The organism is Thermobifida fusca NBRC 14071 = JCM 3263, assembly GCF_001592045.1.
GTDB classification, from domain to species: Bacteria; Actinomycetota; Actinomycetes; order Streptosporangiales; family Streptosporangiaceae; genus Thermobifida; species Thermobifida fusca.
In genome coordinates, this window is record NZ_BCWB01000004.1 from 1 (window position 1) to 26,714 (window position 26,714).

Consider the following 26,714-nt stretch of genomic DNA (forward strand, 5'->3'; position numbering starts at 1 on the left):
AAGACCGTCTCCGACCAGGGCAGGAAGAACTCGCCGTCGCTGACGGGGAGCCCGAGCAGGGCGAGGAAGAGGTCGGTGGGGTAGCGGATCGCGAACTCGGCGACGAAGTCGCAGCTTCCCTTGGGTTGGAGTTCTTCGATCAGTTCGATGCAGCGTGCGACCGCCATGGGTTCCATGCGGCGGACTGCGGCTGGGGAGAAGAACGGGTTGAGGACCCGGCGGAGTTTGGCGTGGGCTTCCCCGTTGAGGTCTTGGGGCAGCAGTGCCGTGCCGGAACGGGAGTCAGGGTTGATGGCGCTGCGGACTTTGGTGGTCCACGTCTCGTGGTGCTGGAAGCCTTCGACGACGTCGTCGTAGCGCTGGATCATGAGGAAGCCGCGGTCGGTGGTGTCGTTGAACCGGAACCGGCTGGCTTCCCGCTCCGCGTCGAGCATCGCGTAGTGGCCGTAGATTTCCGTGTCCGTGCTGAAGTCGGTGTGGCTGACCGGGCACTGCTGGATGCGGATGGGTGCGGGCATGACAGGCTCCTCCTACTTCTGTGCGGCTGCCATGTCGGGGATGAAGGTGGCGATCTCCGGGACGAGGATGAGGATCACCGCGACAGCGATCGCCATGGGCAGGAACCAGCCGACGGAGACGAACACGTCTTTGAGGCTGATCTTGTGCCCCATGTTCACGTCGGGGTCTTTGACCATTCCGTGGATGATGAAGGCGAGGATGCCGACGGGCGGCGTGACCACGGCGAGTTCTCCCATGAACACGGTGAACACGCCGAACCACAGCAGGGAGATGTCGAGCGAGTTCAGGGTGGGGATCAGGATCGGAATGGTCAGGACCATGATGGCCATGGGGTCCATGAACATGCCGAGGATCAGGTAGACCACCACCATGACCAGCAGGAACTGCACCCGGCCCAGGCCGAGGCTTTCCACGGCGTCGGCCATGCCGGTGCTGATGCCGGTGAGGGTGAGCAGGCTGGTCAGGGCGGCCGCGGCGATGAGGATGAAGAAGATCGCGCCGACGCTGCTGACGGTGGCCACCGCCGATTCCACCACGGCGGCAAACGGCCGGTTCTTGCGCTTCCACATCAGGGCGACGATGAGCGAGAACAGGGCGGCGGCGGCACCCACTTCGGTGGCGGTGAACACACCGGAGAACATGCCGGCGATGATGAGGACGATCAGCAGCGGCACCGGCCAGATCCGGACGAGGCTGACCAGGCGCTCCTTCCAGGTGGTCTGGTCCTGTGCGACTGCCGCGCCTTTGGTCTTGCCGACCAGTTCCGGCCGCACGACGGCGAAGCCGACGATCATCAGGGTGAACATGACGGCCACGAGCAGGCCGGGGCCGATACCGGCGAGCAGTTGCGGGCCGATGGGCACCTCGGCGATGCCGGCGTAGATCACCAGCATGATGCTGGGCGGGATGAGCTGGCCGGGCAGGCCCGCGACGATGACCGCGCCGATCGCCATCCTGCGGTCGTATCCGGCTTTGAGCATCTCGGGGATGCCCATGCGGGCCAGGGCGTAGGCGGTGCCGACGGAGGAGCCGCTCACCGCGGCCAGGCCGGTTCCGGCGACGTTGGTGCCCACGGCGAGTCCGCCGGGCAGCCAGTTGAGCCAGTGGCGTCCCGCCAGGTAGATGCTGTCGGTCATGCCGGACCGCCACAGCAGCAGCCCCATGAGGACGAACATGGGGACCACGCTGAGGGTCCACTCGGCGACACCGTTGTAGACCAGCTTGCTGAAGGTGCTTTCGATCAGCGGCATCCCCCGCAGGGCGTACAGGCCGAGCAGTGAGGGGATGAGCATGGCCACGGCGACCGGCACCCGCAGGAACAGCAGGGCCAGCATCATGACGCAGGCCATGGCCCCGATGGCTTCGGGGACGAGGGGAAGGAACACGCAGACCGCGGAGCCGCCGAGGACGATCAGCGTCACTGCGGCCACGATCCACGGCCGGCGGCCTTCTTTCACCGTTCCGGTGGATTCCGTGGAGCGTGCCGGGTTGGTGTTGTCGAGGGTCGCGCTGGTTTCGGTTGCGCTCGTCATGGTGGTCTCCAACTACGCGGCAGCGGGCTCAGTACCCGGTTGCTCGTCGTCCTCGTCGGCGTCGGGGTGGCGGATAGCCCGCACGGTGGCCCACGCGAACTGCACGGTCAGGCTGGCGAAGGCGAGGGGGACGAGGAAGTAGACGGGCCAGGAGATGACGTCGCTGACCCCGGCGGTCATCGTGATCTCCCAGGCGTGCACGGCTTCCTGCCAGCCGTACCAGGCGAACCCTGCGGCCAGGAGCGCGCTCGCCGCACAGCCCACCGCGGTGACGTAGGGCTTGGCTGCCCGGGGCAGCATGCGGAAGACCAGGTCTGCCGCGATGTGCTGGCCGCGTAGTTGCGCGGCGACGAACCCGAGTAGGGCGACGATCGGCATGTACCAGTACTGCACGTATTCCAACGTGTTGGGCAGCGGGCTGTTGGCGAAGAAGCGCAGCAGGGCGTTGGCCGTGATGTGGAACATCATCACGAACATCACGACTACGGCGGGGACTTCGATGAGGAGTTCGGCGATGCGGCGGCCCTTGGGCTTCGATGGTGCGCTCATGGCATCTCCGCGGAATGGACAGCGGTGAGGAGGCGAGGGGGTCCGGGGCGGGGGTCCGCCCCGGACCGTGCGGGGGTGAGGGGCGTGATCACGACGGGCGGTGTTCGAGGAGGATCTCCTCGAAGACCTTGGCCACGTAGGGGTCGAGGTCGACCGCGTCCTCGGTGTACCACTCGGCGAAGCCGTTGTAGTCGGTCTCGTTGGTGTAGCCGAGCTCGTCTTCGACGATCGTCGACCATTTGGCGGACGCGTCCTTGATCCGCGCGACGAACGCGTCACCGTCCTCGATGGCCGGGGTGGTGCTCAGCTCCTCGAGGAGTTCGGCGTTGACGTCGTTGAGAGCCTTGCGGGCGTCTTCTTCGAAGACTTCGATGGAGCCGCCGGCGTCGGCGGCCTGCTTGGAGGCTTCGACGATGTTCGGCCAGATCTTGTCGGAGATGTTGCTGCTGAGGAAGACGTCGAGACGGTCCCACATGAGCTGCTGGGCGACGAGGGGCAGCGAGTCCCAGGTGGCTTGGCTGATGGCCATGGCGCCGGGGGCCAGCGCGAAGCCTGCCTCGGGGTCGACGACGACGTGCGGGGCGGCTTCGATGAATCCGCCGAGGACACCCACGGTGAGGCTGGAGACGCTGCAGTCGACGACGCCGCGCTGCAGGCTCTCGTACAGCTCGGGGTAGGCGACGGAGGCGGCGGATCCGCCGAGGGCTTCGATCTCCTTGGTCTGGGCTTGTCCGCCGGCCGCGGCCTGCATGCCTTTGAGGTCTTTGAGGCTGCGGCGTTCCTTGCTGCAGAACAGCGCGTTGGAGCCGGAGTTGTAGGACGGCAGCAGGAGTTTGATGCCTTTGTCCTCGTACTCCTGCATGACCTCGGGGGTGTTGAAGGCGACTTCGAGCGGCCAGGCGTTGGACTGCAGGGCGCCGACGACGACGCTGTGGTCGGAGAGGAAGCTGGCTTCGATGAGGGCCGCGTTGGCCGGGTATTCCGCTGGTTCGTAGATCGGCAGGACTTGGGCGATGTCGAGGCGGCCGTCGATCAGCGCGTCGTCGGCTTCAGCGGGGTCGACGATCGCGTTGGCGTAGGCGATGTCGAACTGCAGTTTGCCGCCGGACCATTCGGTGAGGGCTTCGAAGTAGGCTTCGACGTTCGCCCCGGTCACCGAGCCTTTGGGGGCGGGGCTCTGGGTGGTCAGGGTGATGGTGTCCAGGTCGGCGAAGGCGGCCTGGTACTCCTCTTTGCTGGCCCCGTATTCGACGCCCTGGCCGGAGCCGCCACCGGCGCTGGTTGCTGTGTCGGCGCAGGCTGTGAGGGTGAGTGCGCCCACCACGCCGAGGGCGAGACAGGATGCCGCAGTGGCGGCACCCTTGTTTCCACGTCGTGTGACCATGAGTGAACTCCGTTGGTTGGATTTGGGGGGTTGTGAGGCAACGGCTCCGCGGTGCCGACGACGCACAACACTCGACAAACGAGTGATCTATATCACCAAGCTAATGATCATCATTAGCCTTGTTTGGGCGTCGGTCAAGAGTTCCTGAGCAGCAATTTTCACTTCAGCCACTCCGCCCACATGTGATTACTTAGAGTGATATATGCTGGTCACGGCAGACTGAAGCGGTCTCCGTGTTCGTGTTTTCGCCACGGAGCACGCCCGCGTCCGACAGCCCTCGCCTACTCTCGAAGCCCGCGCCAGGCAGTTGTCCCCCCGTCCACGGGAAAAATCCCGCCGGTGACGAAGGAAGCATCGTCGGACGCGAGGAAGCACACCACTTTGGCGACCTCGCTGGGCCTGCCGAAACGGGGGATCAAATGCGCGCCGATCATGGAGCGCAGCCGCGCTTCCCGGTCCTCGCTCGCCTCCAGGTACGCCCGGCTCATCGGAGTCTCAATCGACCCGGGGCAGTAGGCGTTGCAGCGCACCTGCGGTGAGAGCGCAATCGCCATGGAACGGGTGAGCTGGATGACCGCGCCCTTGCTCGACGCGTAGGCCGGGGAACCGTAGCCGGTCATCCCCGCTACCGACGCCGCGTTCACCACAGACGGGCCGTGCTCCGAGGCCCGCAAATGGGGTGCCGCGAACTTGGTGGCCAGCCAGACCGCTTTGACGTTGACGGCATAAACCCGGTCCCATGCCTCCTCCGGCAGCTCCTCCACCGTGGGGGTGTCGGTGAAAGCCGAGTCCAGCACGCCAGCGTTGTTGACGAGTGTGTCCAGCCCGCCTCCCGCAGCCACAGCCTCCTCCACCATGCGCCGCACCTGAGCGGAATCCGCCAGGTCAACGGCGACCGCGTGAGCGCGCGCCCCGACCCCTGCAACCATTTCCGCGGTCTCAGCGGCCGCGGCCGGGTTGAGGTCCGCAACAGTCACCCAGGCCGCGCCCTGCCGGGCCGCTTCCACCGCGATCTCCCGCCCGATCCCGCCGCCAGCCCCGGTGACGAGGACTCTTTTGTCGGTCAGCATGCACGACTCTCCTTTCCCACGGCCGCGGGGGCGGCATCGCGCCAGGTGATGAGCGCGTCCAAGGCTTCGATGCGGTCCCCGGCAACACGCAGCGGATTGATCTCCAGGGATTCCAGGCGCGGCCCGAGCTCCTCGGCGAGCCGGCCGACCGCGCTGACCGTCGCAGACAGTGCGGCAAGATCAGCTGCCTGCTGGTCCCGCACCCCATGCAGCAGGGCGGCGCCGCGCAGACTCTCCACCAAGGCGCGGATCCGGTCCGGGGAGACCGGCAGCGGAGTGAGGGCGACATCGTCGAGGACCTCGACGAACACCCCGCCCAAACCGACAGCCAGCACCAGCCCCCACTGGGGGTCCCGCGTTACGCCCACCAGCAGTTCCAGTCCCGTATCCCGCATCGGGGAGACCAGAACCCCGTCAAGCCGGGCATGCGGGGCTTTCGCCGTGCACTCCGCCAGCAGGCTGTCGTAGCTAGCGGCTGCCGCCGCAGCGTCCACATTCAGCCGTACCCCGCCCACGTCGCTCTTGTGCGGCAGGTCCGCGGAGACGATCTTCATCGCTACCCGGCCCCCGAAGGCGCGGGCTGCCGCCTCGGCCTCCTCCGCCGAGTGGACGTGGCGGGCGGGCACCACGGGAACGCCGGCCTCCTCCAGCAGGGCGCGGACCGCAACCTCCGACAGCGGGACAGGATCCATGTCACGGATGCGCCGTGGCGGCGGCACCACCTCACGGAGGATCTGTTCGCGGTCCTGCGACCAGCGCGCCAGGTGCGCCAGGGCCGTAATGCCCAAGTGCAGGCCGGGGACAACGTGCGCCACCCCGCCCTCGTCGAGGACAGCCCGGGCCTGGGCGCCGATCGGCTGCGTCACCTGGGTGAGGTAGAGGACGGGGGCGGCGGAGCGTGCTGCGCCCGCACCGATCGCGTTCACATACTTCTGCCCGTAGAACGGTTCACTGCTGTCCCGCCAGGGCAGGCTGTTGACCGCGACCACGACCCCCACATTGGGGTCGTTGCCGACCGCGGCGACCGCTTCCTCCCACAGGGACGGGTCAAGGATGGCGGCGCCCGTGATGTCCAGCGGGTTGTGCACGCTCCCGTAGGAGGGCATCACCGTGCGCAGCCGCTCCGTCGTCTCCGCCGTGAACTCGGGGAGGGCTGCTCCAGCGGCCTGGGCGAGGTCCGCGAGAATGTCGCAGGCCCCGCCGGAGATGGAGACCACGCCCACCCCCGGCCGGGCCAAGGGCCCGGTGTGCGCTGCCACCCCGGCGGTGACCAGCATCGACTCGATCGTGTCGACCCGGATGACCCCGTGGCGGGCGAACACGGCGTCGACGACCCGGTCGTCGCCGACCAGCGCCCCGGTGTGTGAGGCAGCGGTCCGCGCAGCCAGTTCACTGCGGCCCGCTTTAAGGACGACCACGGCTTTGCCCGCTTCCGCGGCACGGCGGGCCGCCGCGGCGAACACCTCGGGTTCACGGATCCCTTCCATGAACACCGCGATGGCCCGAGTGTGCTCGTCGTCGACGAGGTAGTCGATCAGATGCCCGACAGTGATCATCGCTTCGTTGCCGACGGTGATCACATAGGACAGTTCCACCCCGGCCAGCGCCGCGAAGTCTTTCATTGCACCGCAGCTCGCGCCGCTCTGCGAAATAAGGGCAACCCCGCCGGGTGTCGTGGGCGGGTCGGCGAGCACCATGGCGGGCACGCCCGCCGCCACGTTGGTGAACCCCAGCACGTTAGGGCCGAGCAGCAGCAGGTCGAGCTCGGCGGCAAGCTCCACCAGTTCACGCTGGCGGCGCCGCCCTTCTTCGCCTGCCTCGGCATAGCCGGAGCTGAGCACGAGCGCGCTGCGCACCCCGGCCGCGGCGGCGTCGCGCAGGGCGTCGCCGACCGCGGGCGCGGGCACCATGACGAAAGCCAGGTCGACGGGGCACCCGATGTCACGGCAGCTCGCATACGCGCGCCGCCCATGAACCTGGTCCGACCGGCGGTTGACCAGGTAGGTCACCTCGCCGTGGCCGGCCGCGACCAGGTTGCGGTACAGCAGCGCGGAGAAGGTCGACTTGTCGCTCGCGCCGATGAGCGCAAACGAACGGGGGTGGAAGAACTCCCGCAACCGCTGGGGGGTCACCACGGCGGTCACTCCTCTCCTCCGATGCGCCGCCCGGCCTCCAGCAGGGCCACGGGCTTTGCGTAGCGTCCCGACGTGTAGGGCGAAGGCCAGCTCGCCCCGGTCAGCCCCGCATCCACCGGCAGGACCGCGCCGGTGACGAACGCGGCGTCGTCGCTGGCCAGGTAGAGGATTCCGGCGGCCACGTCCGCGGGTTGGATGGGGCGCCCCAGGAGCGCGGTGCGGCCCAGCACTTCCTGGGCTCCGGCGAGGTTGTGCGCATCGTCGACGACGATGCCCGCGGTCATGGGGGACACCACCGAGCCGGGGATGATCGTGTTGACCCGGATCCCGTGCTGGCGTAGTTCCGCGGCTACCGAGTTCGACAGGCCGATGATGCCGGCTTTGACCGCGCTGTAGATGTGCGGTCCGATCCCGCCGAGCACTCCAGCCGGGCTGGACGTGGAGATGATGACACCGCTGCGCCGGGGTTTCATGACGCGGGCGGCGTGCTTCATCCCGCAGATGACGCCGCGCAAGTTGACTGCGATGGTGAGGTCGGCGTCGGACATGCGGGTGGCGTCGATTGGGCCGAGCGCACCCATGATCCCGGCGTTGTTGACCATGATGTCGAGCTGCCCGAAGCGGTCCACTGCGGTGTCGACGAGCGCAGCCACGTCCGCTTCCTCGCTGACGTCGGTCCGGACGAACACTGCGCGGTCGCCCAGTTCGTCGGCCAGGCGCCGGCCCGCTTCCGCTTGGATGTCGGCGATGACCACGCTCGCCCCTTCGGTGTGGAAGCGCCGCACGGTGGCTTCCCCGATCCCGCTGGCTCCGCCGGTGATCGCCGCGACACGTCCTCGCAGGCGTTGGGTCATGGTGTCCTCCGAGGTCAGGAGCCGACAGCGATGGACATGGTTTCCAGGTAGGCGTGGAAACCTTCGGGGCCCATCTCCCGGCCGATGCCGGACTGTTTGAAACCGCCGAAAGGCGAGTTGGCGGCCTGGGGCCGACCGTTGATGCTGACCATGCCGGTGCGCATCCGCCGGGCGATCGCCAGCGCGCGTTCCTCGTCGCTGCTCCACACCGATCCGGACAGGCCGTAGACCGAGTCGTTGGCGATAGCGACCGCCTCGTCGTCCCCGTCGTATTCGATGACGGCGAGCACGGGCCCGAAGATCTCCTCTTGGGCGACGCGCATCGAGTTGTGCACTTCGGCGAGCAGGGTGGGGGCGACGAACCAGCCGCCCGCCAGCTCAGAAGGCAGGGAGGGCCGCTCGCCGCCGACAACGACCCGGGCGCCTTCCTGGCGTCCGGTGGCGATGTAGCCTTCGACGCGCTCCTGCTGGCGTCTGCTCACCATGGGGCCGATCTGCGTGGCCGGGTCGATCGGGTCGCCGACCCGCTGCGCAGCCACGGCTTGGGCGAACGCGTCAATGAACTCGTCTTTGCGGGAGCGGGGGACCAGCAGCCGGGTCTGGGCGATGCAGGCCTGGCCGTTGACCATGAACGCCATCGGCAGGAGCGCGGGGACGACCGTGTCGACGTCCGCGTCGTCGAGGATGATCGCAGCGGATTTGCCGCCGAGTTCCAGGGTGACGCGGGCGATCCGTTCAGCGCAGGCGGCCATGATCTTCTTGCCCGCGGCGGAGCTTCCGGTGAAGGCGACCTTGTCGACGTCGGGGTGGCTGACAAGGTAGGCGCCTTCCTCCCGGTCGGCGGGGACGATGTTGAGGACCCCGTCGGGCAGCCCGGCCTGGCTCAGCGCGTCAGCGAGGTTGTAGGCGGTGAGCGGGGTTTCCGGCGGCGGTTTGAGGATGACCGAGCAGCCTGCGGCGAGCGCGGGGGCGACTTTGAGGGACGGGGTGCTCAACGGCCCGTTCCAGGGAGTGATGGCGGCAACGACCCCGATGGGGACCTGGGTGACGAGGCTGGTGTTGGTGCCGTCGCTGCGGCGCTCGTCGTAGGCGAAGTCTTTGGCGAGGGTGCCGTAGTAGCGCAGGTGGCGGATGGGGTTGGGGACGTGGGCGCGCTCACTGAACCAGATGGGGCAGCCCAGTTCCGAGGTGATGAGCTTGGCGAGCTCCGGGGCGCGTTCCTCGAGCAGGTCGGCGGCACGGTGCAGGACAGCGGCACGCTCCTCAGGCGGAGTGTTGGCCCATACCCCGGAGTTGAAACTAGCGCGGGCTGAGGCGACCGCAGCGTCGATGTCGGCAGTCGAAGCCAGGACCGTGCTGCCGACGTAGGCCCCGGTTGCCGGGTTGTGCACGTCGACTTTCCGGCCGCCTTTGCTGTCAACCCAGCGTCCGCCGATGAAGAGCTGGGGACGCTCCGTGAGTGACACCTGTTCCTCCCCTCTCCTCACCCGAAGGTGACTCCCCCACACAAACAATAGTAATGATAATTATGATATTAATCACATTAATGAGGGTGGGTCAAGGGCTTCCGCTGCCCAACCGCCCCAGGAAACCGCCCGTCCGCGCACCCAAAGGAGAGACTGTGACCGCCGCAGACCCCACCCTGCACACCCTGGTAGAACGCCTCCGCCGCCTCGAAGAGATGGAAATCGCCCGCAACCACCTGCACCGCTACGCAGCCACCCTGGACAACCCCACCCCCGAAGCGGTCGCCGCCCTGTTCACCGACGACGGCATCCTCCGCACCGGGCGCGGCACCGCCGTAGGCCGCACCAGCATCGCCGACTTCTACCGCCGACTCCTGGAACGCGACCCCTCTGAGAAACGGCACTTCATCACCTCGCCCCACACCACGTGGCTGGCCCCAGGCCTGGTCGAGATCGCCTCCTACTTCCTCTTCACCGGTCGCGGCACCAACCGTTCGGTCCTCGGCTGGGGCACCTACCTCGACCGCATCCGCATCGTCGACGGCACCCCGCTGATCGCCGAGAAAACCATCGAGCTGCACGTCGGCACCGACCTGCACACCGGCTGGCCCGCCTGAGCCCGCGCCGCCTGGCCGAACCCACCCCGCCAGGCGGCTCTGCTCCACCCAGCCCACGGTCATGCCGCACCCCCGTGAATCACCCGCTGCAGGCCAGTGATGCACTCGGCACACTCCGCCGCCATGTCAGCGACAATCTGCGCTGCAGGACGCAACTCCCCGAACGACCCCACCACCTGGCCAACAAAAAACGACCCCAACGCGTTCGCGCCCGCCACCCCCTGCTCCGCCGCCGCATCAATGCGCTGCCACGCGTCCTTGGCCAGCATCATCTGCAACGGCATCCCCAACGGTTCCGGAGCATCCGGACGCTCCCACTCGTCATGCCAGGCACTCCGCAACTGCCGCGCCGGCTTACCGGTCCGCGTCCGCGACCGCACAGTGTCCGTGCTTTCCGCAGCCTGGAACTTCCGCTTGATGTAGTCGGGGGTAATGTCCTCCACACTGTTGAGCCACACCGACCCGCACCACACACCCGCCGCACCCAGCGCAAGAGCAGCGGCCATTTGCCGTCCGGAAGCGATCCCACCCGCCGCCAGCACCGGGGTAGCTCCCGCCAACTCCACGATCTCCGGGGTGAGCACCATGGTCGCCACCGTGCCGGTGTGTCCCCCCGCCTCCGTGCCCTGAGCGACCAGGAGATCCACCCCCGCATCCAACTGGCGGGCCGCATGCCGCGCATTCCCCACCAGCGCGGCCACCACCACCCCTTCCCGCTTGCCCCGCTCCACCAGGAACGGCGGTGCAGGGCCCAGCGCATTCGCGATCAGCGCAATATCGTGGGAGAACGCCACATCCACGAGGGCCTCCACCCCCTCAGGCGCAACCCCCACCACCTGGTCGTCAGCTGCACCATGTCCCCGGGCCAGATCCCCCGGTTCCACCCCGTACTTCTCCAGCAGTGAGCGGACGAACTCGATGTGCTCGGCAGGGATCTGCGCGCGCAGCCTCGCCACCAGTTCCCGCCGGTCCCCCACTGTCGATGCGGGCACCAGCACATCCACCCCGTAAGGGCGCCCCCGCACCTGCTCCTCAATCCACGTGAGCTGGACGTCCAACTCCTCCGGCCCGTACGCGGTGGCGGCCAGCACCCCCAGCCCGCCGGCCTTCGACACTTCCGCGACCACCGCCGGAGACCGACTGAACCCGACGAGGGGCACGTCGATACCGAACAATTCCGTCAACGCCGTCCGCATCTACCGCCCCTTCGCCCGCACCGCACGCTCTTCCCGCGGCAGCCCCAGGCCGCGCGCGATGATCGCACGCTGGATGTCGTTGGTACCGCCACCGATCACGAACATCGGCGACGTGCGCAAAGCCCGTTCGAACACTCCGTGGCCGGGAACCCCGGGCACTTCTGCTCCCAAAGCAGCCTCCGGCCCCAGCAGCTCCAGCACGCCTTGACCGAAATCCTCGGCAAGCTCCCCGCCCAACACCCCCGCCATGGGGGCAGCCAGATCCGACGCCTTGCCTTCCGCCATCGCCCGGGTCGCTTCCAACACCAAGGCCCGGGTCGCCTGCAGCCGGGCCGCCAACCCTTCCAACCGGTCCCGGGCTGCCGAATCCTCAGCACCGAGCAGCCGCTGCGGATCAGCACGCAGATAACCCAACAGGTCGTCGAGCTGCCGGAGCAGCGTGGCCGCAACCCCGCCCATGACGACCCGCTCGGCGGCCAACGCGTCCGTGATCACCCGCCACCCGCCGTTGACCTCGCCCACGCGCATACTGTCCGGCACCCGCACGTTGTCGTAGAAAACCGTGCAGGACACCTCGCCGGACAGCGCGGTGTGCTGCTGGACCGTGATCCCCGGCGTGTCCATCGGCACCAGGAAAATCGTGATGCCCGCGTGGCGCGGCACCGCATCCGGGTCGGTCCGCACCGCCAACCACACGTGGCTGGCCGTGTGCGCCCGGGTCGTCCACACCTTCTGACCGTTGATCACCCAGTGGTCGCCGTCCCGCACTGCCCGCGTCCGCAGCGACGCCAGATCCGACCCGGCCTCCGGTTCGCTGTAGCCCAAGCAGAAACGCAGCTCACCGCGCCGGATCAACGGCAAGAACTCGGCCTGCTGCTGCGGGGTGCCGTGCCGCAGGATCGAATGTCCGAGCAGCATGGTGGCGCTCATCGCCCGGTCCACCGGGCCGCACGCATACTTCATCTCCTCATTCAGCACGGCCCGCTCGGCAACCCCAGCCCGCCGACCACCCAGCTCCTCAGGCCAGCCGAGACTGAACAGTCCGCGTTCCGCCATGGCTGCGCGCAGACCTTCCCGGTCGTACTCCTCCCGGCCGTGCTCGTCCACCGTGCGGTGCTCGGCAAGCAGCGCACGCACCTCGGCGCGGAACCGCTCCGCAGCCTCCCCCAAGTGGAAGGACGGCAGGGAACGGCCCCGCTCCACCAGGGCACGGCTGACCCGCAGCGCGTACCGGGACACCGCGCGCAACCGGACCACATCGGCGTGCACGCGACGGAACAGCCAAGCCGCCTCGTGCTCCTCGAAAAAACCGACCGCGCCCAGGGTGTGCTGCGCTCCGAACATGATCGACGTAACCACATCGCTGATGTGGCGCACCGCCAGTGCCGCGGCCAGCGTCCACTCCCCGCTGCCCGCCAGGCCGTGGCCGACCGCGTCAGCCACCAGCGCGTTCGAGGCGGCCACGTCGATGTGGCAGGCAGCGGTCCGCTGCTGCACCGCCCCAAAACCGCCGATGACCCTGCCGAACTGCTCCCGCGTGGTGGCGTGGGCGACCGCGAGTTCGTGGCTGCGCTCCGCCGCGGCAAGCGCGCGCACCGCCAGTCCCAGCGTCCACACCGCAAGCGCGTCCTCGACCACCGCAGGCTCAACCCGCATCTCTGCTTCCGGTGCGGCGACCGTCACCCGTGACCAGGACGGCACGGCCAGCCCAGGTGTGGGCTCGACCTGAGCGATCGGGGCGAGCCGCACCCGGCCCGTTGCGGGGTGCAGCAGCAGAACGTGGGTGGCCCACGGCGCGGCCTCGCAGTGGTGGACCGTGTCCGTATCCACCGTGCCGGTGACCGCCACGACCGGTCGCACCTGCCCGGAAGCAATCCGCCGACTAACGTCGGCGCCGAGCAGCAGCCCGGCCACGTAGCCGTCAACGAGCGGCAGCGGGCAGGCGCGGACGCCAAGCGCGCGCACCGCGGCGATGAGGAAGTCCAGAGCCCGCTCAGAGGCGAGTTCGAACCAGCCGTGCTCGACGGCGGCCTGCCACACCCCGGCGAGGTCGCCGTGGGGAGCCGCGGTGGCATTCCCCCACCGGGCGTCGAGAACAGCAGCAACAGTGTGGCCGAAGTCCTCGGCCTCAGCGCGGATTCCGGTAGCCACGTCCCCTCTTTACTGAACGGTTGCCGTACATTAACCCTGATAATGAACGGCACCTGTTCAGTAAGTCAACCCCTGCGACCCGAGATATGCGAGTCTGGAACCCATGAACCTGCCCGCACCCAAAGACCGCGGCGGCCGTCCCCGCGACCCGGACGTCGACCGGCGCATCATCGAAGCCGCCCTGCAGGTGTTCGGCCTCTCCGGCTGGTCCGGCTTCAGCATGGAAGCCGTGGCACGCACCGCCGGAGTCGGCAAAGCCTCCCTCTACCTGCGCTGGAGCAGCAAAGCCGACCTCCTCACCGAAGCCGTCGCCAGCAGATTCGCCCCCATCGCTGAAATCGACAACGGCGACGTCCGCGCCGACCTCGTAGAGTTCGCCGACCTCCTCCTCGACCTGTTCTGCGGCCCCCACGGACTAGCTGCCCGGCGCATGGCCGTCGAATCGCACATCATCCCGGACATCACCGAACGCTGGAACCGGGTCCGCGAATCGCAGATCCGCGCCTCCCGAGCCATCGTCAAACGGGCCGTTGCCCGCGGAGAACTCAGCCCGCACACCCCCATAGGGGTGCTGCTCGACGCCCTCCACGGCGCAATCGTCAACCACTCGATCGCCGCCCCGGAGCACATCCGCTCCCAAACCGACGCGCGGCGCCGCTATGCCCGACAGCTCGTCGACTTCCTCCTCTCCTCCCTGCAGGAGTACACCGCGGAACGCGGCGTTGAGGAATCCGCCCGGCTATAGACACCACACCGATTTGCTGATAATCAAATGAACTGTTTTTGGTGTGTTGTCGGCGTTTTCAGGAGGCACCCATGGCCATTTCAGGCCGTTTGACGGACAAGATCGCACTCATCACCGGAGCCGGATCGGGATTCGGACGCGCCAGCGCCCTGCGTTTCGCAGCTGAAGGAGCCTCCGTGGTCTGCGTCGACCGCAACGCTGACGCTGCCCACAGCGCCGCTGACGACATCGCCGCCGCAGGCGGCACCGCCCTCGCACTCACCGCCGACGTGTCCTCCGCTGCCGACGCGGAACGAATGACTACCACCACGCTGGAACACTTCGGCCGCATCGACATCGTCTTCGCCAACGCGGGCATCCCCGGCTCCGGCGACGCCCACACCACCACCGAAGAAGAATGGGACCGGGTCATCGCCATCAACCTCAAAGGCGTCTGGCTGACCTCCAAATACGCGCTGCCGCACATGGTCGAACGCCGCAGCGGGGTCATCATCAACCAGGCCAGCGTCGGCGGGCTCATCGGCATCCCCGGCATCTTCCCCTACGCCGCAGCCAAAGGCGGCGTGATCTCCATGACCCGGCAAATGGCCGCCGCCTACGCACCCCACAACATCCGGGTCAATGCGATCTGCCCGGGCGGGGTCTACACCCCGCTGGTGGAACTGTCCCGTCAAAAGCGCGGCCTGACCGCCAGCAGCGTCGAGGAAGCCAACGCTATCGCCGCACGCAACTACCCCCTGGGCCGTCTCGGCACAGTGGAGGAGATCGCCTCCCTCGCCCTCTTCCTCGCCAGCGACGAAGCCGCCTGGATCACCGGGGGCATCTACCCCGTTGACGGCGGACGCGGCGCGGTAGGGACCATTCCCACCGACTGACCCTCGTGGCAGCCGCCCCAACTGCTTCCCCATCGTCAATCCGAAGGCGGCTGTTGAGGACGGTATCGATCCGCTATTCAGCGCGCAGCGGACTAACGGGTGCGGCAGGCCCTGCCGGTCGTTGCCGCGCGCTACCAACGCACTAAGGGAAGCGCGGGATGCTCCTCCCCCGCTTCCCGCCACTGATATTCAACGGCTTGAAGATAGCCCGTGAATCCCCACCCCAGCCAACGGACAACAGCCATTCTTAAATACACACAAAAAGGACAAATCAGTCGCGAGAGAGCGCATCCACTGAAAACGATCTAGAGTGATCTGTATGATGAAGCCGCCTGCAAGATTAATAACGAGGAGATAACGCTCCACAAAATTGCAGGTCAGCTTCTGTGAGCCCCACGCACGTGGGGATGGACCCGGTACGGCGCTGCGGCGGTGCTGCGGGCCGCAGTGAGCCCCACGCACGTGGGGATGGACCAGCGGGGGGTTTGACCCCCCGCTCAAACCGCGGTGTGAGCCCCACGCACGTGGGGATGGACCTTGGGGAAAACCGCGGTACCGGGTTGTGCGCTGGTGAGCCCCACGCACGTGGGGATGGACCGGACCACCACACCGGTCTGAAGCTGCTGGAGGTGTGAGCCCCACGCACGTGGGGATGGACCGGCGTGGTCCTGCTATCCGGGACAGGCGACCATGTGAGCCCCACGCACGTGGGGATGGACCGATCACAATCTCGCCGTCGACATCGACGGCGAGGTGAGCCCCACGCACGTGGGGATGGACCGGGAACCGGCCGGGAACAGGTGGTCGCCCCGACGTGAGCCCCACGCACGTGGGGATGGACCGAGGTTTTCCACGGCCCGCTTGGGGACATCGTCGTGAGCCCCACGCACGTGGGGATGGACCGCGGCCCACTCTGACAGCTCCTGGGAGTCGATAGTGAGCCCCACGCACGTGGGGATGGACCGCGGGCGACCGGTTTCCCACAGCCCCGGTCGCCGTGAGCCCCACGCACGTGGGGATGGACCACCCTCGGCGTGACAGCCACCCCGGGGGTGTGCGTGAGCCCCACGCACGTGGGGATGGACCGGATTGGCTCCCACTGGCCCTGGGCGACTTCCTGTGAGCCCCACGCACGTGGGGATGGACCCTGGGCGGAGATGAACCGGGCCCGCTCCAGCCCGTGAGCCCCACGCACGTGGGGATGGACCGGCATGGACCAGGTGCGCATGTGGACGATCGTGGTGAGCCCCACGCACGTGGGGATGGACCGACGACGCTGCTGCACGGGTTGACCGCGACGATGTGAGCCCCACGCACGTGGGGATGGACCCTGGGCGGAGATGAACCGGGCCCGCTCCAGCCCGTGAGCCCCACGCACGTGGGGATGGACCGTGGCGGGGCTGCATCACCTGGGCGTTGACGTCGTGAGCCCCACGCACGTGGGGATGGACCGCTGAGGTCCAGGCGCAGGGTAGCGGTTGAGGTGTGAGCCCCACGCACGTGGGGATGGACCAACGTGCAGCAGGCCCTCCTCCTGGCGGGGGGCGTGAGCCCCACGCACGTGGGGATGGACCTTTCGCGCCAGGTGGGCATAGGCCGGTCCCACACGTGAGCCCCACGCACGTGGGGATGGACCGTACCGGCGCACCGTCAAGTACGTGCAGACCTACGTGAGCCCCACGCACGTGGGGATGGACCGTACCGGCGCACCGTCAAGTACGTGCAGACCTACGTGAGCCCCACGCACGTGGGGATGGACCAACATGGACCGCGTCCCAGTGGGCGATAGGACGGTGAGCCCCACGCACGTGGGGATGGACCGCGCGTCATGGGCGCGGGATACGCACCGGTGGCGTGAGCCCCACGCACGTGGGGATGGACCGGAGGGCTTTATGGGTGATGTCCCGTGTCCGGCTGTGAGCCCCACGCACGTGGGGATGGACCGGTGACGCACGTATCCGGACAGGCTGCGTTTAGGTGAGCCCCACGCACGTGGGGATGGACCGTTACGAAACTGATACTCTATGAATCCCGGATTGTGAGCCCCACGCACGTGGGGATGGACCCTGATCTGCCGCCTAATCGTCTCCTCTGTAGGAGTGAGCCCCACGCACGTGGGGATGGACCAGAAGCACCCGGCCGGCGTCAACGCTCCCCTGGGTGAGCCCCACGCACGTGGGGATGGACCGCGGAGCTGTACAAGGCGCAGATGCGCAAAAACGTGAGCCCCACGCACGTGGGGATGGACCGTCCACAGCAAAGGAAAAGGCCGGGGTGCGGCTGTGAGCCCCACGCACGTGGGGATGGACCGCACCTGCGGATGTGGACGTGTCGGACGAGCAGGTGAGCCCCACGCACGTGGGGATGGACCGGGTGCGCACAAGGTGCCAGGCCAGGGCGGCGCGTGAGCCCCACGCACGTGGGGATGGACCGGGTGCGCACAAGGTGCCAGGCCAGGGCGGCGCGTGAGCCCCACGCACGTGGGGATGGATCGTCAGTGAACTGTGTCATAGAGACGACCGGGCCGCTGTCCCCTAGCCGGAACTATTGGCGCTCTGCACTAAGACGACAGTGCATAGCGGAGCACACACGAATCGCCGGCATAGTTCGGGAACGCTGTCCACTCTTCCCGTAGGTAATGCCGTTCCCGGAATCCGCGCTACGAGAAGAGCGGTCTTTGCTTCTTCGCGCCCCAGACCGACTTTGCGAAGTGATTCCTGGTCTTGTCAGCTCACCCCAGTATTCCTGCCTCGATCCTTGAGCTGCGTCACACCCACTTTTCGTGGAGGGCGTAGAGGCGACTACCTCTCAGGCAGCTTTCGGACCTTTCGGCTCCTGCGGTTTCTCCCCCGCTGCCAGGAGCAGACAGGCCTGGACGCGTTCACCCCGTGGCTGCTTGGTCATGGATGGTGACGGTGTTGTGGGCTGCTACTGGTCTGCCGTCGAGCAACGGAGCAAGGAAAGCCATCGAAGCGCGCAGGTCCTCTACCCCGCCTCCCTCATGGGCGTTGTAGGGCCACACGAGCAGGTCTTTCGGCCCCGCGTAGGCGTTGTAAGCGGCGAACACTGTTGACGGGGGACAGACCGGGTCCATGAGTCCGACGGTGAGCAGTGCAGGAGCGGTAGCACGAGCCGCGAAGTGGACGCCGTCGATATAGGACAAGGTCCGCAGGACGGCGGGTGCTTTAGTGCGGTGGATGGAGAGGTATTTGGTGATCTCCGCGTAGGGGTGGGCGTCGGTGATAGTGATGGCGCGGTCGATGTGGCAAAGGAACGGCACACAAGAGACCACCCCGGCGAGGCCGTCGACGAGTCCGGCGGCAGCGAGCGCCAGCCCGCCGCCTTGGGATCCGCCGACCACCGCCACCCGTTCCGGATCTGCGATGTCGAGGGCCCGTGCGGCTTCTACCGCCCGGACTGCGTCGACGATGACTCGCCGATAGTAGTAGGTGGCGGGGTCTTCGATGCCGCGGGTCATGAAACCGGGATGGGATGGGGCGCTGCCTACCGGGTCAGGGGTGGCCCCGGCACGGCTGCCTGCCGCGCCTTGGCCGCGGGCGTCCATGCTCAGGTGTGCGAACCCGGCACTAGCCCATTCCAGGGATTCCACGACGTCGCCGCGGCCGTTGCCGTAGCCGGGGAATTCAACGACGACCGGCAGCGGACCGGTGGCGTCCTTGGGGGTTTTCAGCCAGGCCCGGATCGGGTGCCCGTCGTAGCCGTGGAAGACGACGTCGTAGGTGTCGAGGGTGCGGATCGGCGTGTCTACCGCAGTGACCTGCAGGCCGAGAGGATGTGTGCGGGCCTCAGCGAGCGACTGTTCCCAAAACTCGGCGAAGTCTGCGGGGGCCTCGCGTTCTGCCCGGTACTCCCGGAGTCGGTCCAGGGGGAGGTCGACGTACATGCCGGTCCTTTCAACCGTTGAGGGCCGCACCGAAACGCCAGCAGGAACACCCGGAGTGGAGTGGGGGTTGGGTGGTGCCCCGCGGCGCACGCGCACCATTATCCGGTTCCCGGCGTAGGGCGTAGTTGCGTCACCGGCCGCTCCCCTACTGTGTCGGCTGGCCGGGTGCACCACCGTGGTTTGACGCCCGCAGCGGTCTGAGTGTGGCCGCATGCCACGGCCACACTCGACGAACATTCTGCGGGGAACGGGCTAGGAGGCGTCGTAGATGTTCTGTTCGACCCAGGCGGTGAGCGACTGGCCTTGGATGGCCGCAGCCATGAGGTCGGGGAACTTGTCGGGGGTGCAGGCGAAGGCAGGCACGCCGAGGGCGGCGAGGGCGGCGGCGTTGTCGTGGTGGTAGGCGGGTGCCCCGTCGTCGGAGAGGGCGAGCAGCACGATGACTTGGACTCCGGCCGCGGTCATTTCTGCGACCCGGCGCAGCATTTCTTCGCGGATTCCCCCTTCGTACAGGTCACTGATGAGCACGAAGATCGAATTGGCGGGGCGGGTGATGAGCCCTTGGCAGTAGGCGATGGCCCGGTTGATGTCGGTGCCGCCGCCGAGTTGGGTGCCGAACAGCACGTCGACGGGGTCGCTCAACTGGTCGGTGAGGTCAACGACAGCGGTGTCGAACACTACGAGGGAGGTGCGCAGGGTTCGGAGTGATGCCAGCACTGCGCTGAACACGCTGGCGTACACCACGGAAGAGGCCATGGAGCCGCTCTGGTCGACGGCGAGGATGACGTCGCGTTGCACGCCGCGGCTGCGGCGAGCGTAGCCGACAAGGGTCTGCGGGACGATGGTGCGGTGTTCCGGCAGGTAGTGCTGGAGATTGCGGCGGATGGTGCGGTCCCAGTCGATGTCGGAGACTCGGCGGGGGCGGGTGGTGCGGGCGGAGCGGTCCAAGGCGCCTTGCACGGTGGAACGGGTGTGGTGGGCGAGTTTCCGTTCCAGGTCGTTGACGACGCGACGCACGACGGTGCGCGCTGTTTCGCGGGCGCTTTCCGGCATGACGTCTTTGAGGGCCAGCAGGGTGCCCACCAGGTGGACGTCGGGTTCGACGGCGTCCATCATTTCCGGTTCGAGCAGCAGGGTGGTGAGGTTGAGCCGGGTGAGCGCGTCGTGTTGGATGACCCGGACCACGCTGCTGGGGAAATAGGTGCGGATGTCGCCGAGCCAGCGGGCCACGGTGGGTGCGGAGGAGTCGAGGCTTGCGCTGCGTTTCCCTGGGCCGCGGAGGCGTCCCCCGGTGTCGGAGTAGTTGTAGAGGGCGGCGAGGGCCGCGTCGATTCGGGCGTCGTCGCGGTTGAGCACGGTGCCTGTGGCGGGGGTTGTGGCTCCGGTTGCTGCGGCGCAGGCGTTTTCGGCGGCTTCGCCGAGGACGAGCCGCCAGCGGCGGGCTCGTTCGGGCAGGAGTGGGGTGGGTTCAGAACGGTTGGTCATGGGTCTTCCGGGTGTCAGGGGTGGGTGGGGAGGCCGAGGAGGGTGGCGACGGTGGCCACTGCGGGGGCGGCCTGCTGGGTGTCGACGGGCTGGTCGGGGGTGTGGCCGTCGAGGCTGCCGTGGATGACGTGCTGGGCGATAGCGCGGCGTTCCGCGGGTTGGAAGCTGCCGAAGGTACGGCGCAGCAGGGGGAGCACGGTGATGAAGGCGGACTCGTTGAGGCTGGTCAGCCATCGGTCGATCAGGGTGAGCAGGGCGGTGTCGTGGACGAGCAGGAGGCCGTTGTTGGCGACGAAGCCTTCGATCCATGCGGCGGTGCGGTCCGGCGGGGTTCCGGGTGAGGAGATCTGGCTGAGCCGCTGGTGCAGGGTGTCGGCGGTGAGGCGGCCGCTGTCGTAGAGGATGCGGTGGATGCGTCCGCTGATCCGGCCGGGGATATTCTCGCGGGGCGCTACTGCTTCGAGGGTGTCGAGCCATTCGGTTTCTGCGTCTCCGCCGAGCAGGATTACCGCGGTGTGGGTGGTGTCGATGTCAGTGGTGACCGCTGTGGCGGCGTCGTCGCTGAGGCCGGTAACGGCGAGGGCGAGGCCCGCGCAGATGCGGCTCAGCAGTTCCGTGGCGATGGTGCGGAGTGCCTTGGCGTCGAAGCGGCGCACGTTGCCGTAGCGGGCGGAGCGGGCCAGCGGGGGTAGGGCGCGCATCAGCCGTTGGATGTCGGTGTCTTCGGCGGCCCGCTGGGCGAGTTGGGCGACGGTGCCGGTGACGGCTTCGGGCAGGTCTGCGAGCAGGCTGTCTTCGAGGAGGCTGGTCAGCGTGGGAAGGTCGGCGTGCTGGGCACGGTCGTGGACGCACGCGGTGGCTGCTGCGGTGACCGTGGTGCCCCAGCGGCTCGCTTCGATGACCGCGATGTCGTATTCGGGTTCCCAGCGCAAGGTCCAGGTTTCGCGGAAGGTGCCGCGGGAGCGCACACTGTCGCGGGTGCGGGTGCCCCAGGGGATGCCGAGCAAGTTCAGCCGGTGCAGGAGGGCGCTGCGTTCCCGGTCCCGTTCTTCGCGCAGGTCGAGGACGAGTTCTCGTTCGAGTGCCTCGGGTTTGAGACGCAGCCGTTTTTGGTGGAGTGCCAGGTCTCGTTGCAGGGGGACGGTGGGGGTGGTGGGGGGAACGGTGCCGAGCCGCTCCCCTACCACCATTGCGTCGTGGACGAGCCGGGCCCGCAGTTCGGCGCCTTCGCAGAGCACTGCGGAGGTGGCGTCCGCGATTTCTTCGAGCCCGGGCAGGGGGCGGCCGCGCAGGGCTGCGAGAGCCTCGCACAGCCGCACTGCTTCGATGACGTGGGAGGAGGAGACGGGCTGGTCGTTGTCGCGTAGCTGTCGCGCCGCCTCGGTGAGCCACCGTTCCACGGGCCGGTCGGGGACGGTGAACAGGTGGTGGTACCAGCCGGGGGAGCGGACGCCGGCGCGGTATCCGGTGGCGGCGGCGAGCCGCCCGTGCGTCCAGGGGATCCACGTTGCGGCGACTTTGGTTTTCGCGAGTCCGCGCAGGAGCCGGGTGTCGGCGGTGGCGGGAGGCAGGTCGAGGAGGGCGGGCACGTGCCAGGCGCCGCAGACCACGGCGATCCGCTCGTATCCGGCGCGCAGCGTGGCGCGGAGCACTTTCCTCATGTGGGCTTCGCGTCGGGCTTCGCGTTCGGTTTCGGGGTCCGGGGCGAGTTCGGCGCGGACCGCGACCATGGCTTCAGCGATGGCGGGGAACGGGGAGGGTCCGCCGTCGCGGCGCTGTTCGATGACGTCGTCCCACCAGCGTTCCGCGTCGTCGTAGCCGGCGGCTTCGGCGAGCACGCTGAGCGGGTCGACGCGGACGCGGGACTCTTCGTGGTCGGTGTCGGGTTCGTCCAGGGCGAGGGTGTGGGCGGCAGGCAGGTCGCAGAAGCGGACGGGGATGCCGTGGGCGGCGGCGTAGCGGAGTGCCTGCCATTCCGGGGAGAAGACCGCGAACGGCCAGATCGCGGCGCGAGACGGGGCGGCCTGGTCGTAGGCGAGGAGGGCGACCGGGGGTTCCAGGCCGGGGACGTGCTCGAGAAGCGCATCCGCTTCCGGGGGTCCTTCGATGAGGATCACGTCGGGGCGGAGTCGGCGCAGCTCCGCGCGGACGGCGCGCGCCGACCCGGGCCCGTGGTGGCGGATGCCGAGGAGGTGGACGCGTTCGGTGTCGATCGGGGCCATCAGTGGGTTGCCTCCCGGCAGGCGGTGTAGAAGTCGTGCCAGTCGTCGCGGTCCCGGATCACGGTTTCCAGGTATTCGTGCCAGACCACGCCGTCGGTGGCGGGGTCTTGGATGACGGCGCCGAGGATGCCGGGCACGACGTCAGCGGGGCGCAGCACACCGTCGCCGAAGTGGGCGGCCAGGGCCATGCCGTTGGTGATGATGGAGATGGCTTCGGCGGTGCTTAGTGTGCCGCTGGGGGTTTTGACTTTGGTGTGGCCGTCTTCGGTGACGCCGTTGCGGAGTTCCCGGAAGACGGTGACGACGCGGCGGATTTCGGTGAGGGAGGCGGGGACTTCCGGCAGGTCGAGGTTGCGGCCTAGTTGGGCGACGCGGCGGGTGACGATGTCGACTTCGTCGTCGGCGGTTTGGGGGACGGGGAGGACGAGGGTGTTGAAGCGGCGGCGGAGCGCGCTGGACAGTTCGTTGACGCCGCGGTCGCGGTCGTTGGCGGTGGCGATGATGTTGAAGCCGCGTTTGGCTTGCACTTCGATGCCGAGTTCGGGGACGGGCAGGGTTTTCTCGGACAGGATGGTGATGAGGGCGTCTTGGACGTCGGAGGGGATGCGGGTGAGCTCTTCGACGCGGGCGAGGCGGCCTTCAGCCATGGCGGTCATGACCGGGCTGGGTACGAGGGCTTGCTCGGAGGGGCCTTCGGCGATGAGCCGCGCGTAGTTCCAGCCGTAGCGGATGGCTTCTTCGACGGTGCCCGCGGTGCCTTGGACGAGCAGAGTGGAGTCGCCGGAGATGGCGGCCGCCAAGTGTTCGGACAGCCAGGTTTTGGCGGTGCCGGGCACTCCGATCAGCAGGAGGGCGCGGTCGGTGGCGAGGGTGGCGACGGCGACTTCGACGAGACGGCGGGATCCCACGTATTTGGGGGTGATTTCGGTGCCGTCGTCGAGGGTGGTGCCGAGGATGTACTGGGTGACGGCCCAGGGGGACAGTTTCCAACCGGGCGGGCGGGGGCGGTCGTCGATTGCGGCGAGGGCAGCGAGTTCGTCGGCGTAGGCCTGCTCGGCGTGGGGACGCAGCACTGCGGTGGTGGTGAGAGTCACATCAGCTCCTTACGCATGGTGTAGCGGTATTCGAGAGTGGTGACGAGATGACGGAATTCGCGGCTTCCTTTGCGCTTCTCGGCAAGCGGGGCGAGGCGCTCGTAGAGGCCGGGGTCAAGCTTGTTTTCCGCGCCCGGCGCGATGACACCGAAGTGGTCAGGCGCGTCAGGGGACGTGAATAGCTGTTCGACGAGTATGTCGTTGAGCCGCCCCACCCAGGGGAATTCGAGCCGGTACAGAAGGTTCCAGGTCTGGGTTTCCGGAATGTCGGGGTCGTCGAGCCAGTGGGCGACCCGGTCGCAGCGTTCTTCAGCGGGAAGCTGGTGCAGGAGCGCGTCGAGCTGCTCGAACCAGTTGTTGGAGGCGAAAGTGTGGCGGCCGACGTCGTCGAGGAATGCCCGCACCCAGTCAAGGTCGCGGTAGCGGACGGCAGCGGCGATGAGGGCGTCGCGGACGGTGTCGTCCATCTTCTTGGACACCACGTCTGCGGGACTGCTGCCGAGGCGGCCGATCCACAGGCGCAGCGGAAGGTGGGAGAGCAGGGTGTGGGCGCGTTCCTCCGGTGTTTTCGTGGTGCGCCGGTTCGGGGAGAGCAGGGAGGCGAATTCGGCGTCGACGTCCCCGGGCGGGGTGAGGGTGATGGTTTCCTGCTCTTGGGCACCAGTGGTGCGGAGGAGGTGGGTAGCGTGGTGGGTGAGCCGTTGGCCGTCGTCACTGTCCGGGAGTTGGATCAGGAGGGCTGCGGCGAGGACGCGCACCGGGTGGCTGCGGTCACGGAGGGCAGTGAGGAGCAGGGGTTCGTCGTCGCGGGACAGGCCGTGCTCCCACGCTTTGAGAAGTTCGTAGCGTGTTTCGGCGCGCTCGTTCGCCCAGGTGCGGGCGACCAGGTCTCGGGCGTGCTCCGGGTCGGTGCGGCGCAGCCGCTCTAGTTGGATGCGGCGTTGGGTGGCGGTGCCGGTGGCCCACAGCTCAGGGTCGAAAAAATCGGGGTGGGCTTCTTCGAAGTCCAGGAGGTAGGACCACACGGAGCAGTGGCGGGCCAGCCAGCGGGCGCGGGCGCCGCCGACACGGGTGAGGGCGCGGGCCGCGATGGTGTTTCCTTTCGCGTGGCTGAGCACGTCAGGCAGGTATTCCGGGGGGAGGAGTTTGCCGGTGGCGGCGGCGTAGTGGAGCCATTCGGCGAGGAACACACGCCGTGTGTCGAGGATGGTGTTCAGCCGTTTCAGGGCTGGCCCGTCCAGGTAGGGGGCGGTTTCCTCGGGGGCGGGAGCGGGGGGCGGGGCGGGTGGCGGGGAGGGGCGCTGGCCGGCGCGGCGCTGGATGGCGGCGAGGGCGGCACGCTCCAGCAGGCGGGCGGCGGGGTCGCCGCTGGGTGTTTCCGCGTGGTCCGCGGCGGGTGGGAGCGGGCGCCGGGAGGTGCCGACCAGTGCGGTGGATACGAGGTCGGACCAGGAATCCGCGTATGTCACGTGACGGTTCCTCTTCTGTGCTTTCGAGGGTGGCGGGTGCGGGTCGGGTAGCCGAGGCGGGTTATGCGGGGAGAATCGGGTGCTTCCGGTGGTCCCACACGGCAAGCGGGCGGAGGCCGTCGGGGGTCCATTCCGCTACCACGGTGACGGGGTGGCCGCCGCTGACGCTGAAGATCTGCCATCCGAATTTCGTGTCTTGCCGCAGCAGAGGGAGGGCGTCTCCGGAGGAGTCGGTGAGCCAGAAGACGTCACCGCGGACACAGGTGACGTCGGTGAGGACCACCGGCCAGGTGTCTCGCCACGGGTCGGCGGCGAGGGCGCGGGCCGCGTCGGCGAGAGCGTCGGCGATGCTGCCGCCGCGCGGGGTGTCCGCGCGTTGTTCGGAGTAGCGGGTGGCGATGACGGCGCGGTTCTCTGCCGGGTAGAAGGCGAGTTCCGCGTCGAGGAGGGTGCCGACGCGGGCGGGGGTGTCGAGGGCGCGTCCTTTCGGGGCGAAGGACAGCAGCAGTGCGGTGCGTCCGGTGGCTTGTCCGCGCAGCCAGATGCGTCGGCCGCGCACCTGGTCAGCGGTGAAGTCGCAGCGTCCGAGCACGTCCCAGTGGTCGCGGACGGTTTCTTCCGGTTCGGGCAGCGGGAAGCCGATGCGGGCGCGGACGGTGGCGCGCAAGGGTGCGGGGAGGGTGTCGCTGCGCTGGTAGCTCACGCAGAGCAGGTGCAGCAGGGCGTATTCGGTGAGGAGACGGTCGGGCCAGTCGTCTTCGGAGGCGACGTGGTTGAGGGAGCGGAGTTGGTGGGCGAGACGGCCCGCTTGCGCGTCGACGAGGCGTGCGGCCATGCCGTCGCGCTGGGTGGAGTCGCGGCGGTTGGTGGCGAGCCCGGCACTGACCTGGTCGATGAGCCAGGTGTCGAGTTCAACGACCCCGTCGGCGACGCGTTGTTCGCGTTGCCGGGCGCGGCGGGCCACAGCGTCCGGGTCGGTGCTGGTCTTCGTGGTTTTCTGGGGTGCGGGTTTAGCCGCTGCTGCCCTGGCGGCACGCTGGTTCAGCCACTCGTCCAGCCAGTCGGGGCCGGTGTCTTCAGCGGCAACGTCTTCCGTCCAGAGGACGAGAAGCGCGAGCACGTGTTTGCAGGGGATTTTGCGGCTGGGGCAACTGCACCGGTAGGCGGGGGTGCCCGGTCCGATTAGGTGTACGGCGACCTGGTAGTGCTTGGCTCCGCTGCCTTTGCATTCGCCCCATACGGCTGTGGCGCCGCCGGGGGCGTCAGTGTCTGGCCCGGCGGGACGCCAGCCGAGCCGCGGCCACGAGTCGGGGTGGGCGATTTTTGTCGCGGCTTTGCGGGACGACACGTCAGGGGCGAGCGCCCACACGTCGTTGGCGGTCCATCGTTCGCTCACGGTAGGCCACCGTAGCGGCGGGGGGTGACAAAACGACCGCAACCGTGGTGA

18 protein-coding genes, 1 pseudogene and 1 CRISPR repeat array are annotated in these 26,714 nt (G+C 68.2%); of the genes and pseudogenes, 3 read left to right on the top strand and 16 right to left on the bottom strand.

What is annotated here, in order from left to right; genetic code table 11:
• The 8 genes and pseudogenes from TF1_RS00380 to TF1_RS00415 all read right to left on the bottom strand — a co-directional run.
• A pseudogene (locus tag TF1_RS00380) lies at window positions 1-518 on the bottom strand (cytochrome P450); the annotation flags it as partial.
• Between the two features lie 12 nt (window positions 519-530).
• Window positions 531-2,051, bottom strand: a complete 1,521-nt coding sequence (locus TF1_RS00385) for a TRAP transporter large permease (RefSeq protein WP_016188669.1) — start codon at window positions 2,049-2,051, stop codon at window positions 531-533.
• Window positions 2,052-2,063: 12 nt separating this feature from the next.
• Window positions 2,064-2,600 (bottom strand): TRAP transporter small permease, encoded by a 537-nt coding sequence (locus TF1_RS00390; RefSeq protein ID WP_011291907.1) that lies wholly within the window; start codon window positions 2,598-2,600, stop codon window positions 2,064-2,066.
• An 88-nt stretch (window positions 2,601-2,688) separates the two neighbouring features.
• On the bottom strand, window positions 2,689-3,984 hold the full coding sequence (gene dctP / locus TF1_RS00395; RefSeq protein WP_061783502.1) for a TRAP transporter substrate-binding protein DctP: 1,296 nt from the start codon (window positions 3,982-3,984) through the stop codon (window positions 2,689-2,691).
• Window positions 3,985-4,265: 281 nt separating this feature from the next.
• Window positions 4,266-5,054, bottom strand: coding sequence for an SDR family NAD(P)-dependent oxidoreductase (locus tag TF1_RS00400; RefSeq protein ID WP_061783503.1), 789 nt, complete (start codon window positions 5,052-5,054; stop codon window positions 4,266-4,268).
• The gene (locus TF1_RS00405; protein WP_061783504.1) at window positions 5,048-7,198 is read right to left on the bottom strand and encodes an acetate--CoA ligase family protein; all 2,151 of its coding nucleotides are present in this window, start codon (window positions 7,196-7,198) and stop codon (window positions 5,048-5,050) included. Before TF1_RS00405 ends, TF1_RS00400 begins: the two co-directional genes overlap by 7 nt.
• Window positions 7,195-8,043 (bottom strand): SDR family oxidoreductase, encoded by an 849-nt coding sequence (locus TF1_RS00410; protein WP_016188668.1) that lies wholly within the window; start codon window positions 8,041-8,043, stop codon window positions 7,195-7,197. The genes TF1_RS00405 and TF1_RS00410 overlap by 4 nt, the downstream gene beginning before the upstream one ends.
• 14 nt (window positions 8,044-8,057) lie before the next feature.
• Complete coding sequence (locus TF1_RS00415) at window positions 8,058-9,509, bottom strand: aldehyde dehydrogenase (protein WP_061783505.1); 1,452 nt, start codon at window positions 9,507-9,509, stop codon at window positions 8,058-8,060.
• A 155-nt stretch (window positions 9,510-9,664) separates the two neighbouring features.
• On the opposite strand from TF1_RS00415, the gene TF1_RS00420 reads away from it, so the two are divergent.
• Complete coding sequence (locus tag TF1_RS00420; protein ID WP_011291901.1) at window positions 9,665-10,126, top strand: nuclear transport factor 2 family protein; 462 nt, start codon at window positions 9,665-9,667, stop codon at window positions 10,124-10,126.
• A 59-nt stretch (window positions 10,127-10,185) separates the two neighbouring features.
• Here TF1_RS00420 and TF1_RS00425 read toward each other — a convergent pair whose 3' ends face one another.
• Together TF1_RS00425 and TF1_RS00430 are read right to left on the bottom strand one after the other, a co-directional pair.
• Window positions 10,186-11,322, bottom strand: coding sequence for an NAD(P)H-dependent flavin oxidoreductase (locus TF1_RS00425; RefSeq protein ID WP_061783506.1), 1,137 nt, complete (start codon window positions 11,320-11,322; stop codon window positions 10,186-10,188).
• Window positions 11,323-13,473 carry an acyl-CoA dehydrogenase family protein gene (locus TF1_RS00430; protein ID WP_011291899.1) on the bottom strand — a complete coding sequence of 717 codons (2,151 nt, stop codon included), beginning with the start codon at window positions 13,471-13,473 and terminating at the stop codon, window positions 11,323-11,325.
• Between the two features lie 103 nt (window positions 13,474-13,576).
• Between TF1_RS00430 and TF1_RS00435 the strand changes: the two genes are divergently transcribed.
• Both TF1_RS00435 and TF1_RS00440 read left to right on the top strand, forming a co-directional pair.
• Entirely contained in the window at window positions 13,577-14,218 is a 642-nt protein-coding gene (locus TF1_RS00435) for a TetR/AcrR family transcriptional regulator (RefSeq protein ID WP_011291898.1), read from the top strand.
• Window positions 14,219-14,289: 71 nt separating this feature from the next.
• Window positions 14,290-15,093 (top strand): SDR family NAD(P)-dependent oxidoreductase, encoded by an 804-nt coding sequence (locus tag TF1_RS00440; RefSeq protein WP_061783507.1) that lies wholly within the window; start codon window positions 14,290-14,292, stop codon window positions 15,091-15,093.
• A 386-nt stretch (window positions 15,094-15,479) separates the two neighbouring features.
• A CRISPR array of direct repeats spans window positions 15,480-17,586; the repeat unit is 28 nt; unit sequence GTGAGCCCCACGCACGTGGGGATGGACC.
• A 388-nt stretch (window positions 17,587-17,974) separates the two neighbouring features.
• On the opposite strand, the gene TF1_RS00445 is transcribed toward TF1_RS00440, so the two are convergent.
• The 6 genes from TF1_RS00445 to TF1_RS00470 all read right to left on the bottom strand — a co-directional run bounded on the left by TF1_RS00445 (window position 17,975) and on the right by TF1_RS00470 (window position 26,663).
• Complete coding sequence (locus TF1_RS00445) at window positions 17,975-18,997, bottom strand: acetylxylan esterase (protein ID WP_041427982.1); 1,023 nt, start codon at window positions 18,995-18,997, stop codon at window positions 17,975-17,977.
• A gap of 252 nt (window positions 18,998-19,249) precedes the next feature.
• Window positions 19,250-20,482, bottom strand: a complete 1,233-nt coding sequence (locus tag TF1_RS00450; protein ID WP_011291895.1) for a VWA domain-containing protein — start codon at window positions 20,480-20,482, stop codon at window positions 19,250-19,252.
• Between the two features lie 14 nt (window positions 20,483-20,496).
• The gene (locus TF1_RS00455) at window positions 20,497-22,704 is read right to left on the bottom strand and encodes a DUF5682 family protein (RefSeq protein ID WP_011291894.1); all 2,208 of its coding nucleotides are present in this window, start codon (window positions 22,702-22,704) and stop codon (window positions 20,497-20,499) included.
• A complete protein-coding gene (locus tag TF1_RS00460) occupies window positions 22,704-23,798 on the bottom strand; it encodes an ATP-binding protein (RefSeq protein WP_016188662.1) in 1,095 nt (364 codons plus the stop codon). The genes TF1_RS00455 and TF1_RS00460 overlap by 1 nt, the downstream gene beginning before the upstream one ends.
• Entirely contained in the window at window positions 23,795-25,267 is a 1,473-nt protein-coding gene (locus TF1_RS00465) for a DUF5691 domain-containing protein (RefSeq protein WP_016188661.1), read from the bottom strand. Before TF1_RS00465 ends, TF1_RS00460 begins: the two co-directional genes overlap by 4 nt.
• A 61-nt stretch (window positions 25,268-25,328) precedes the next feature.
• Window positions 25,329-26,663, bottom strand: coding sequence for an SWIM zinc finger family protein (locus TF1_RS00470; protein ID WP_061783508.1), 1,335 nt, complete (start codon window positions 26,661-26,663; stop codon window positions 25,329-25,331).
• Window positions 26,664-26,714: the final 51 nt, after the last annotated feature.

Coding starts and splice junctions, on each gene's coding strand:
- TF1_RS00385 (WP_016188669.1), bottom strand. CDS start 2,051: ATGACGAGCGCAACCGAAACCAGCGCGACCCTCGACAACACCAACCCG.
- TF1_RS00390 (WP_011291907.1), bottom strand. CDS start 2,600: ATGAGCGCACCATCGAAGCCCAAGGGCCGCCGCATCGCCGAACTCCTC.
- dctP (WP_061783502.1), bottom strand. CDS start 3,984: ATGGTCACACGACGTGGAAACAAGGGTGCCGCCACTGCGGCATCCTGT.
- TF1_RS00400 (WP_061783503.1), bottom strand. CDS start 5,054: ATGCTGACCGACAAAAGAGTCCTCGTCACCGGGGCTGGCGGCGGGATC.
- TF1_RS00410 (WP_016188668.1), bottom strand. CDS start 8,043: ATGACCCAACGCCTGCGAGGACGTGTCGCGGCGATCACCGGCGGAGCC.
- TF1_RS00425 (WP_061783506.1), bottom strand. CDS start 11,322: ATGCGGACGGCGTTGACGGAATTGTTCGGTATCGACGTGCCCCTCGTC.
- TF1_RS00435 (WP_011291898.1), top strand. CDS start 13,577: ATGAACCTGCCCGCACCCAAAGACCGCGGCGGCCGTCCCCGCGACCCG.
- TF1_RS00440 (WP_061783507.1), top strand. CDS start 14,290: ATGGCCATTTCAGGCCGTTTGACGGACAAGATCGCACTCATCACCGGA.
- TF1_RS00445 (WP_041427982.1), bottom strand. CDS start 18,997: ATGTACGTCGACCTCCCCCTGGACCGACTCCGGGAGTACCGGGCAGAA.
- TF1_RS00450 (WP_011291895.1), bottom strand. CDS start 20,482: ATGACCAACCGTTCTGAACCCACCCCACTCCTGCCCGAACGAGCCCGC.
- TF1_RS00455 (WP_011291894.1), bottom strand. CDS start 22,704: ATGGCCCCGATCGACACCGAACGCGTCCACCTCCTCGGCATCCGCCAC.